Below are 11087 nucleotides of genomic sequence, written 5' to 3' on the forward strand. Positions count from 1 at the left end.
CGCCGCCAGACCGCGGCGGGTGGCCACGCACACCCCGGCGCTCGACCCGCGGCCGGACCCGACGGGGCGCAAGGTCGGCTACGTGCACGCGGGCCGGCTGTGGGTCGCCGACCTCGAAACCGGCGACGACACGATCGTCGCGGGGGAAGACGGCGTCACGTACGGCCTCGCGGAGTTCATCGCGAGCGAGGAAATGGGCCGCTTCCGCGGCTACTGGTGGTCGCCCGACGGCACCAGGCTGCTCGTCGCGCGGGTAAACGAGTCGAACGTCAGGCGCTGGCACATCGCCGACCCGGCCAATCCTGACCGGCAGCCGGCCGAGGTCGGTTACCCGGCGGCAGGCACCCCGAACGCCGACGTGTCGCTGTTCATCGCTGACCTCGCCGCGGGCACGCGCACCACGGTCCAGTGGGACAACATCGTCTTCCCTTACCTGGTCAACGCGGCCTGGGACGACGACCTGCTGATCGTCGCGCAGACCCGCGACCAGAAGGCGATGCGGCTGTTCAACGGGATCACCGGCGAGGTCATCCGCGAAGACACCGACCCGCGCTGGACAGACATCATCGACGGCACCCCCGCCCAGCTCCGCAACGGCCACATCGTCTGGACCGAGCTCAGCGACGACACCCGGCGGCTGATCGTCGCCCCCGCGGCGGACCTGGCCAGTGCCGCGCCGCTCACCCCGCCCGGCCTGCAGGTGCGCGACATCCTCGGCACCGACGGCGACAGCGTGCTGTTCAGCGGCTCGACGGAGCCAACCGAGATCGGGGTATGGCGCTACGGCCCCGACGGCCTGACCGCCGTCGCCACCGATCCCGGCGTGCACACCGCGCAAGCCGCGGGCGCGACCACCGTGGTGAGCGGCAGGACGCTGCGGGGGAACCACGTGTCCGTTCGGATAAATAAAAAAGGAAAACCGGCAGGGGACATCGCCGTCCTCGCGGAGGAACCGAACCTGCCGCACCCCGATCCGCAGTTCCTCGACGCCGGGGCCGGCGACATCCGCACCGCGGTGCTCTTCCCGTCCCGGCACCGGCCAGGCACCAAGCTGCCGGTGCTGATGGATCCGTACGGCGGCCCGCATTCGCAGCGCGTGCTGAAGACGGCCAGTGCCTTCCTCGCCTCGCAGTGGTTCGCGGAGCAGGGCTTCGCCGTCGTCGTCGCGGACGGCCGCGGCACGCCGGGGCGCGGGCCGGCCTGGGACCGGATGGTGGCCGGCGACCTCGCCACCGGCGTCCTCGAGGACCAGGTCACCGCGCTGCACGCGGCGGCGGAGAAGTTCGCCGACCTGGATGCGAGCCGGGTCGGGATCCGCGGCTGGTCGTTCGGCGGGTACCTCGCGGCGCTCGCGGTGCTGCGCCGTCCCGACGTCTTCGGCGCCGCGGTCGCCGGCGCGCCGGTCACCGACTGGCGGCTGTACGACACGCACTACACCGAGCGCTACCTGGGTGACCCGGCAGCAAATCCCGCCGCTTACGAGGTCAGTTCGCTCAATGATGATCCGGAACGTGCGGTGGCTACTGCGGTACGCCCGTTGCTCATCATTCACGGGCTGGCCGACGACAACGTGTTCGTCGCCCACTCCCTGCGGCTGTCCTCGGCGCTGCTCGCGGCCGGCTACCCGCACTCCGTGCTGCCGCTGTCCGGTGTGACGCACATGACTCCGCAGGAGGTCGTCGCGGAAAACCTCCTGCTACTGCAGGTCGCGTTCCTCCGCGACGCCCTGTCGCGACGGGGAGTGTAGCCAGTCTCACATCCTGGAATCGCGCCCCGATGCGGCATCCTGTTAATAACTGGAATAAGTTCATGGACATCGCCTGCGCGCGCCGCCTCCCGTTGCCGCGCGCCGCGGCATGATCACGTACCTAGGCAGCGAGGACGCTGATGACACAACTTTCGGAAGCGCCGGCTAGAACGCGGGCGCAGATCGGCGAGCGGACGCTCCGCAAGGACCCGTGGTGGAACCGGGGGCGCGTCGTCGCCTCGCTGCTGACCATCTGGGTTCTCTACGCGACGGTCCGCGTATTCATGGGGCACTGGTACTGGGTGCCCCAGTACCACTACCTGACACCGTTCTACTCCCCGTGCGTCAGCGGCGAGTGCGTCCCGGGCTCGTCCACCCTGGGGCAGTGGATTCCCGCGGTGCCGCCGATCATCCCGTACGCGTTCGTGTCGCTGGTGTTCGTGCTCGGCTTCCGGCTGTCGTGCTACTACTACCGGGGCGCCTATTACCGGGCGTTCTGGCGGGCGCCTGCCGCGTGCGCGGTACGCGAGCCGCACGCGACCGACACTGGCGAGTCCCGGTTCCCGCTGATCGTGCAGAACCTGCACCGCTACTTCTTTTACCTGGCGATCCCGATCGCGATCCTGCTCACCTACGACGTCGCGCAGGCGTTCCGCGGGCCGGACGGTGACTTCGGCATCGGGCTCGGCTCGATCATCATGCTGATCAACGTGGTGGCGATCTGGGCGTACACGTTCTCGTGCCACTCCTGCCGGCACATCACCGGCGGGCGGCTCAAGCACTTCTCCAAGCACCCGGTCAGGTACTGGACCTGGACGCAGATCTCGAAGCTGAACAGGCATCACATGGCCTTCGCGTGGATCTCGCTGGCTACGCTGATGCTCACCGACCTCTACGTCCTGCTGTTGGCCAGCGGCGCCTTCAGCGATCCCCGCATCTTCAACTAGTCGCAACGGGCGAGATGAGTTATGGCTACCCCAGAATCAACCGACATCGAGCGTTACTCCTACGACGTCGTAGTGATCGGCGCCGGCGGCTCCGGGCTGCGCGCGGCGATCTCGGCGCGCGCTCGCGGCAAGAAGACGGCGATCATCTCCAAGTCGCTGTTCGGCAAGGCGCACACGGTCATGGCCGAGGGCGGCGCCGCCGCCGCGATGGGCAACGTGAACCCGAACGACAACTGGCAGGTGCACTTCCGCGACACCATGCGCGGCGGGAAGTTCATGAACAACCCCCGCATGGCGGAACTGCACGCCAAGGAGGCCCCGGACCGGGTCTGGGAGCTGGAGGCGTGGGGCGCGCTGTTCGACAGGACACCGGACGGCAAGATCTCGCAGCGGAACTTCGGCGGGCACGAGTACCCGCGGCTCGCGCACGTGGGCGACCGCACCGGCCTGGAGATGATCCGGACCCTGCAGCAGCAGGTCGTCGCCCTGCAGCAGGAGGACTCGCTGTCGGCCGGCGACCCGGACGCGATGATCCGGGTGTTCGCGGAAACGACGATCACCCGGCTGCTGAAGGACGCGTCCGGGCGGATCGCCGGCGCCTTCGGGTACTTCCGCGACACCGGGCGGTTCGTGCTGTTCGAGGCGCCGACGGTCATCATGGCCACCGGCGGCATCGGGCGGACGTACAAGGTCACGTCGAACTCCTGGGAGTACAGCGGCGACGGTCACGCGCTCGCGCTGCTCGCGGGCGCCGACCTGATGAACATGGAGTTCGTCCAGTTCCACCCGACCGGCATGATCTGGCCGCCGTCGGTGCGCGGCCTCCTGGTCACCGAGTCGGTCCGCGGCGACGGCGGCGTGCTGCGGAACTCCGAGGGCAAGCGGTTCATGTTCGACTACGTGCCTGACGTGTTCCGCGCGCAGTACGCCGAGACCGAGGAAGAGGCCGACCGCTGGTACACCGACCCCGACCACAACCGGCGGCCCCCCGAGCTGCTGCCCCGCGACGAGGTGGCGCGCTCCATCAACTCCGAGATCAAGGCCGGACGCGGGTCACCGCACGGCGGCGTGTTCCTCGACATCGCCTCGCGGCGTCCCGCGTCGTACATCCTGCAGCGGCTGCCGTCCATGTACCACCAGTTCATCGAGCTCGCGGACGTGGACATCACCAAGGAGCCGAGGGAGATCGGGCCGACCTGCCACTACGTGATGGGCGGCGTCGAGGTCGACCCGGACACGGCGGCGTCCTCGGTGCCCGGGCTGTTCGCGGCCGGCGAGGTGTCCGGCGGGATGCACGGCTCTAACCGGCTCGGCGGCAACTCGCTGTCCGACCTGCTGGTGTTCGGCAGGCGAGCCGGCGACGGCGCGGCGGACTACCTGGACTCGCTGGGCTCATCGCGGCCGCTGGTGTCTTCCGCTGAGCTGGACGCCGCGGTCGCTGAGGCGCTCGCGCCGCTGTCCCGCGCCGAAGGCGAGAACCCGTACACGGTGCACGCCGAGCTCCAGCAGATGATGAACGACCTGGTCGGGCTCATCAGGCGGGAGTCGGAGGTCAAGACCGCGCTCGTCGAGCTGGAGAAGTTCAAGGAGCGGGCCGCGCGGGTGGCCGTGCCAGGCGAGCGGGCCTACAACCCGGGCTGGCACTACTCGCTTGACCTGCGCAACATGCTGCTCGTCGCCGACTGCGTGGCGATGGCCGCGCTGGAGCGGCAGGAGTCCCGCGGCGGGCACACCCGTGAGGACTACCCGGAGATGTCGCCGGAATGGCGGAAGGTGAACCTGATCCTGACGCTGACCGGGGACAAGCTCGAGCTGACCCACAAGCCGCTGCCCGTGATGCGGCCCGACCTGCTCGGTCTGTTCGACAAGAGCGAGCTGAAGAAGTACATGACCGAGGAGGAGCTGGCCGACCTGCCTGGGCCCCAGGCTCCGGCTTCGTCCGCTACCGCTGCGGCGGAGGAGGGGCACTGATGGGATACGAGGCATCGCTCCGGGTCTGGCGCGGTGACGCCGGGTCGGGCTCGCTTGTCGATTACAAGGTCGAGGTCAACGAGGGCGAGGTGGTCCTCGACGTGCTGCACAGGCTCCAGGCCACCCAGGCGTCCGACCTCGCCATCCGGTGGAACTGCAAGGCCGGCAAGTGCGGCTCCTGCTCGATGGAGATCAACGGCATGCCGCGGCTCGGCTGCATGACCCGGATGTCCACGTTCGAGCAGGAGGACGTGCTGACGATCACCCCGATGCGAACGTTCCCGGTGATCAGGGACCTGGTCACGGACGTGTCGTTCAACTACGCCAAGGCGCGCACGATCCCGTCGTTCTCTCCGGACCCGGCGATCAAGCTGGGCGAGTTCCGGATGCAGCAGGAAGACGTGAACCGGTCGCAGGAGTTCCGCAAGTGCATTGAGTGCTACTTGTGCCAGGACACCTGCCATGTGGTCCGTGACCACACCGAGAACGAGGGCGCCTTCTCCGGGCCGCGGTTCCTGATGCGGGTCGCCGAGCTCGAGATGCACCCGGCGGACGAGGCGGACCGCCGGAACATCGCGCAGGACGACTTCGGCCTCGGCTACTGCAACATCACCAAGTGCTGCACGGAGGTTTGCCCCGAGCACATCAAGATCACCGACAACGCGCTGATCCCCATGAAGGAGCGCGTCGCGGGCCGCAAGTACGACCCGCTGGTCTGGCTCGGCTCGAAGATCTCCCGCCGCCCGGAGAAGGCCGGCACCCCGGCCGTCCCCGGCAAGCGCTAGCCCTTTTAAGGCGGCCGAAGTTGGCCGGCACGCGGGATCAGAAACTCGTTTGCGCCTGATACCAGAGCCGGCCGACTATGGACACCGATGAGCGCTGTCCAGATCGCAGGCTGTTCCGGCGCCGGGAAGACGACCATCGCCGCCGAGCTCGCCCGCCGGGGCCTGGCGGCCGTCGACGCCGACGACGACCCGTTCCTTGCGCGGTTCGTTGACGCCGCCGGCAACGTAGTGGCGGAAGAGCCAGACGAGCCGGACTTCGCCTGGCTTTCCCAGTACGGCTGGGCATGGGATCCGGCCCGCCTGGACGAACTGATCCGGGCCGCGGCACCGGCGACGCTGTACGTCTGCGGCGGTGCGGACAACCAGCCAGCGGTGGCCGGCCGCTTCACTCAGGTATTCCTGCTGGAGATTGACGAGCCCACCATGCTGGCACGGCTGGATGCGCGCCGGGACTACCACGACTGGGGCCGGATCGGGGACACCCGGGAGTACCTGCGTCGCAAGCTGCCGGTATTGCAGGACCGCCTGCGCGCGGCCGGGGCGATCCCCATCGATGCCAGACAGCCCCTCGACCAGGTGGTGGAGTCGATACTGTTCCACGTTGGCTAACGTGCCCGGGCGGCGCTTATTCGATGTGCCAGGTGTTGGCGGGCGTGGCGGTGGTGGGGCTGCATGCCTGGAGGTTCAGCTTGCTGCCGGACGCCGGTGTCGTCACGCACATGCCGGAGCTGGCGCTGTTAGCGCTGGCTATCTCGGTGGCGATCGGGCTGGCGAGCTCCTGGGGCCCGGTGCCGGATGCGACGTTCCACATCGTGGTCGCCGCCCCGGAACACGTCCCGATCGTCAGCGCGGAACCGGCCGTGGTGCCCGCCTCGGTCAGGCAGTACGAGCCGAGCCGGATCGTCCCGTCCGAACTCACCACCCAACGCTGGGCGGCCACGGTCGCGCAGCCGGCCAGCACCACAGCCGACCCCGCGGCGGTGCCCGAGGCGGACATGCACTTGCCGGGCGCGGGCGAGTAGACGTTGGCCGCCGTCCGGGACCAGTGCTCGCCCGACTGGGTGGTGACGTTCTGGCAGGCGCTCATCGTCGGCTTGCTGCCGTTAACCGCGCTCGCGTTCGCGAAGTACAGGCACGTTCCGTACTGGGCGTTGACCAGCTCACCGTCGGTACCAGCCCGCCACTGCTGGTTGGCGCTACCGCTCGATGCGCAGGCATACAGCTCCACGGTGGTGCTGTGGAACACGGTCAGGCACTTGCCCTGCGCCCGGATCGTCCCGTCCTGGACGGTGGTCCACGCCTGCGGCGTCCCGCCGGTACAGGTATAGAGGTTCAGCAGCGTCCCGTTCGCCGTGGCCGCCCCCGGGTCGTTCAGGCACTTGGCGGTGCCGCCCACCTGCCTGACAAGCCCGGTGAACCCGGTATTAGCAGCTGCGGCGATCGTCCACGTGAAGGTCGTCGAGCCGGACGCGTACAGGCCGTCGGACGCGGAGACGTGCACTGTGTACGTGCCGGGCATGGTCGGCCAGCCGGTGATCACGCCGTTCTTGTTGATCGCCATCCCCGGGGGCAGCCCGGACGCGGTGATTGTTGGCGGGTAGCTGGCGCCGTCCTGGTCGCTGACGGCGACCCGCAGCGAGACCGGCGTCCCCGCCGTGGTCGTGCGGTTCCCCGGGCTGGTCACGGTAAGCGCGCCGTGGATGATCCAGGTGAACGAGATCGACGACGGGACCGCGCCGGCCGACGGGGTGACCGTCACCGTGTACTGGTGGCCGATGTCCCCCGCCGCGGGCGTCCCGGTGATCTGGCCGGCCGACAGCGTCAGGCCCGGCGGCAGGCCGGTCGCCGAGTAGGTGACCGCCTGGCCGGCCAGCGAGTTGAGCGTGCGGAGCCGCACCGTGCCGATCGCCGTGCCCGCCCGGGCGACCTGGAGGACCGGGCCCAGCTCGTTCTCGTCGATGCCGCTGATGCCGCCGACGGTTCCCTGGCCGTACTGCCAGATCGTGTAGTTGTTCCACCCGGCCGGCAGCCCGGGGTTCGTCACCCCGTACGAGGCGAGCCAGAGCGGGTCAGCGCTGAACGCCGTGTCGTTTCCCGTGCACGCATTCCACCAGTCGGCCGTCGTGTAGATGATCGGGGCCTTGCTCGTGCCGAGGTCCTTCTTGATCTCGGTGATGAACTGCGAGATCCAGGCCTGCATGGCGGACTGGGTCAGCCCGTAGCAGGCGTTGGAGTTGGACTCTTGGTTGACATACGGGTCGGGCTCAATGTCCAAGGTGACCGGGAGCATGTGGTTGCCCGAGTACGCGGGGCTGGTACTCGCCTTGATCACCGCGGCCCCGTAGTCGGCCTGCTGAGCGGCGGTCCCGTTCCCCGGATACGGGTTGGCGAAGATGTACGGGGTCACGTACAGCCCGGCGTTCACGGCCTGCTGCGCGTCCGCCTCGTAGCTCTTCGCCACGCTGCCCGCGTAGTACGGGTTGGTGTAGTAGTTCCCCTCGCTCGCCTTGACCCCGGTGAAGGTCATGCCCGACGATGCCATGGCCGACCAGTCGATGGTGGACGTGGGGTTCGGATGCTGCAGCGAGGAGACGTCTGTGCCCTGGGCCGGCGTCGTCGCCGCCAGCGCGGGCGCCGTCGTCGTGGCGGCCGGGATGGCGAATCCCCCGAGTGCAGCAATGATCAGCGCGCCACCCGCGATGCCGGCGCGACCCCGTAGCCCAGTCACGCGCGGAGCTTATCAACGCTTGTGAGGCGAATGAGGGCCAAATTGGTGATTTGAGATTGCTTTGGTGTCCTGATGCGGCGAGGCCGCCCCGGGCGCGAGTTTCGCGCGTTTGTTCGCCACGTGCCGGAGGGCCGGCAGCGGCCGTCGCCCGGTAGAAATCAAGACCGGTCAGGCCCACGCGGGAGCGGCCGTTCAGCAGGTGCACAGAGAAACGCGGGTACCATCCCGGGCCTGAAGGGGCCGTGGATACCATGACCAGGAATGCGGTCTGGGCCGGGCCGCGCGCCTCCGGCAGCGAGAGGGCACGATGTACGCGCACATTACGTTCCCAGAGGCAATCGTCGTCGGGTTGATCCAGGGCGTCACCGAGCTGTTCCCGGTGTCCAGCCTCGGGCACAGCGTGCTGATCCCGGCGCTGATCGGCGGCAGCTGGGCACAGGACCTCAACGTGTCCGCACCGGAGTCGCCGTACCTGGCATTCATCGTCGGGATGCACGTGGCCACCGCGATCGCCATGATCATCTTCTTCTGGCGGGACTGGCTGCGCATCATCAAGGGCTTCTTCGCCTCGATCGCGCACGTGATCCGCCCAGCGCCAGGCACTAGGCGCTGGGAGCCGCAGGACACCGACCAGACGTTGGCCTGGATGATCATCCTGGCGACCATCCCTGTCGGCATCGCCGGGCTGGTGCTCGAGCACGACTTCCGGGTGTACTTCAGCAAGCCGAGACTCACGGCGCTGTTCCTCGCGCTGAACGGCGTCATCCTGCTAGCCGGCGAGCAGGCGCGCAAGCGGCGGATCGCGCTGGACGAGCAGCAGTCCGCGGCGGACAGGGAAGCGGCCGACAGGGAGATGGCGGCGGCAAGGCCGGGCGCCGGGCGGCACGCCGCCGGGCAGCGGGCCATGAAGGAGCAGCAGGCTAGCCTCGCGGTGCAGTCCGACCGTCGGCTGACCCAGGTGGGCTGGCTTTCCGCGCTCGGCCTTGGCGCGGCGCAGATCTTCGCGCTGCTACCGGGCATCAGCAGGGACGGCATCGTCATGGTGTGCGGGATGTTCCGCGGGCTGTCCAGGCAGGATGCCGCCCGGTTCTCGTTCCTGCTCTCCGCCCCGGTGATCTTGGCGGCGGGAGTGCTCAAGATACCGGACCTGACCGGTCCGCTGGGCGCCGGAGTTCGCGGCCAGGTGCTGGTCGGTTCGATCGTGTCCGGCGTCGCCGCGTACCTGGCATTGCGATTCTTGGTCAGGTATTACTCGGACTCCGCGCGCACGCTGACCCCGTTCGCCATATATTGCCTGGCCGCGGGCATAGGAAGCGCGATTTATCTCACGATCAGGTAACCGCGCCCTGCTCGCCGCGCGAGACGCGGCCGCGGATCCTGCCGCGCTCCTTAGCGTCGAGGACGGTCTTGCGGAGCCGGACCGCGTCTGGCGTCACCTCGGCGCACTCGTCGTCCGCGCAGAACTCAAGGGCCTGCTCCAGGCTGAGCAGCCGGGGCGGGACCAGCCGCTCGAGCTCCTCCCCCGTGGACTGCCGGACGTTGGTGACCTTGCGCTCCCTGGTGATGTTGACGTCCATGTCGTCGGCCCGCGAATTCTCGCCGACGATCATCCCCTCATAGACCTCGGTGCCCGGCGTGACGAACAGCGACCCGCGCTCCTGCAAGTTGAACATGGCGTACGCGGCGGCGCTGCCGGTGCGGTCGGCGACCAGCGAGCCGGTGGCCCGGCCGCGGATGGCGCCCGCCCACGGCTCGTAGTCCTCGAAGACGTGGTGCGCGATGCCGGTGCCGCGCGTCTCGGTCAGGAACTGGGTGCGGAACCCGATCAGCCCCCGGGACGGCACGAGGAAGACCAGCCGCACCCAGCCAGTGCCGTGGTTGGTCATCGACGCCATCTGGCCGCGGCGCACCGAGACGAGCTGGGTGACCGCGCCGAGGAACTCCTCGGGCACGTCCACCGAGAGCCGCTCGACGGGCTCGTGCAGCTTGCCGTCGATTTCCCTGGTCACGGCGGCCGGACGGCCGACGGTCAGCTCGTATCCCTCGCGCCGCATGGTCTCCACGAGCACCGCGAGCGCGAGCTCGCCGCGGCCGCGGACCTCCCAGGCGTCCGGGCGCTCGGTGGGCAGTACCTGCAGCGACACGTTGCCGACGAGCTCGCGGTCGAGCCGGTCCTTGACCAGTCGCGCGGTCATCTTGGAGCCCTTCACCCGGCCCGCGAGCGGTGAGGTGTTCGTGCCGATCGTCATCGAGATCGCCGGCTCGTCCACGGTGATCAGCGGGAGCGGCCGCGGGTCGTTCAGGTCGGCAAGGGTGTCACCGATCATGATCTCGGGGATGCCGGCGATCGCCATGATGTCGCCGGGGCCTGCGCTCTCGGCGGGCACCCGGTCCAGCGCCTCGGTGCGGAACAGCTCGGAGATCTTCACCCGCTCTATCGAGCCGTCGTGGCGGCACCAGGCGACCTGCTGGCCGCGGGCGATCGTGCCGTTGTAGACCCGGCAGAGCGCGATGCGGCCGAGGTACGAGGACGCGTCGAGGTTGGTGACGTGCGCCTGCAGCGGCGCGCCCGTCTCGTAGAGCGGCGCCGGGACCGTCTCCCTGATCACGTCGAACAGCGGCTCCAGGGTGTCGCTGTCGGGCATCTCGCCGTCAGCCGGGCGGGTCAGCGAGGCACGGCCCGCGCGCGCGGCGGCGTACACGATGGGGAACTCGATCTGCTGCTCGCTGGCGTCCAGGTCAATGAACAGCTCATAGCAGGCGTCGACGACCTCGGCGATCCGGGCGTCGGGCCGGTCCACCTTGTTGATCACCAGGATGACCGGGAGGTTCGCCTCCAGGGTCTTGCGCAGCACGAACCTGGTCTGCGGCAGCGGTCCCTCGCTCGCGTCGACGAGCAGCAGCACGCC

The 11087-nt window shown here is 69.0% G+C and carries 8 protein-coding genes; 6 read left to right on the plus strand and 2 right to left on the minus strand.

What is annotated here, in order from left to right:
• From WA805_RS15265 to WA805_RS15285, 5 genes are all read left to right on the plus strand, one after another.
• Positions 1–1747: prolyl oligopeptidase family serine peptidase (locus WA805_RS15265; protein WP_425242647.1), on the plus strand; the 1747-nt coding region annotated here is incomplete at its 5' end.
• A 140-nt stretch (positions 1748–1887) separates the two neighbouring features.
• On the plus strand, positions 1888–2694 hold the full coding sequence (locus WA805_RS15270; protein ID WP_422275666.1) for a hypothetical protein: 807 nt from the start codon (positions 1888–1890) through the stop codon (positions 2692–2694).
• Positions 2695–2715: 21 nt separating this feature from the next.
• The gene (locus WA805_RS15275) at positions 2716–4665 is read left to right on the plus strand and encodes a fumarate reductase/succinate dehydrogenase flavoprotein subunit (RefSeq protein WP_425242648.1); all 1950 of its coding nucleotides are present in this window, start codon (positions 2716–2718) and stop codon (positions 4663–4665) included.
• On the plus strand, positions 4665–5450 hold the full coding sequence (locus WA805_RS15280) for a succinate dehydrogenase/fumarate reductase iron-sulfur subunit (protein WP_422284679.1): 786 nt from the start codon (positions 4665–4667) through the stop codon (positions 5448–5450). Before WA805_RS15275 ends, WA805_RS15280 begins: the two co-directional genes overlap by 1 nt.
• Before the next feature lie 87 nt (positions 5451–5537).
• Positions 5538–6059: a hypothetical protein gene (locus WA805_RS15285; RefSeq protein WP_422284678.1), complete on the plus strand. Its 522-nt coding sequence runs from the start codon at positions 5538–5540 to the stop codon at positions 6057–6059.
• Between the two features lie 16 nt (positions 6060–6075).
• Here the strand turns inward: WA805_RS15285 and WA805_RS15290 are convergent, their stop codons facing one another.
• A complete protein-coding gene (locus WA805_RS15290; RefSeq protein WP_425242649.1) occupies positions 6076–8178 on the minus strand; it encodes a ricin-type beta-trefoil lectin domain protein in 2103 nt (700 codons plus the stop codon).
• A 307-nt stretch (positions 8179–8485) separates the two neighbouring features.
• Here WA805_RS15290 and WA805_RS15295 point away from each other — a divergent pair, with 307 nt between their 5' ends.
• Entirely contained in the window at positions 8486–9517 is a 1032-nt protein-coding gene (locus WA805_RS15295; RefSeq protein WP_424559412.1) for an undecaprenyl-diphosphate phosphatase, read from the plus strand.
• Here WA805_RS15295 and WA805_RS15300 read toward each other — a convergent pair.
• A partial coding sequence (locus WA805_RS15300) for a GTP-binding protein (RefSeq protein ID WP_425242650.1) occupies positions 9510–11087 on the minus strand: 1578 nt, incomplete at its 5' end. The two genes, WA805_RS15295 and WA805_RS15300, sit on opposite strands and share 8 nt — an antisense overlap.

Source organism: Trebonia sp. (assembly GCF_049794275.1).
Taxonomy (GTDB): Bacteria; Actinomycetota; Actinomycetes; order Streptosporangiales; family Streptosporangiaceae; genus Trebonia.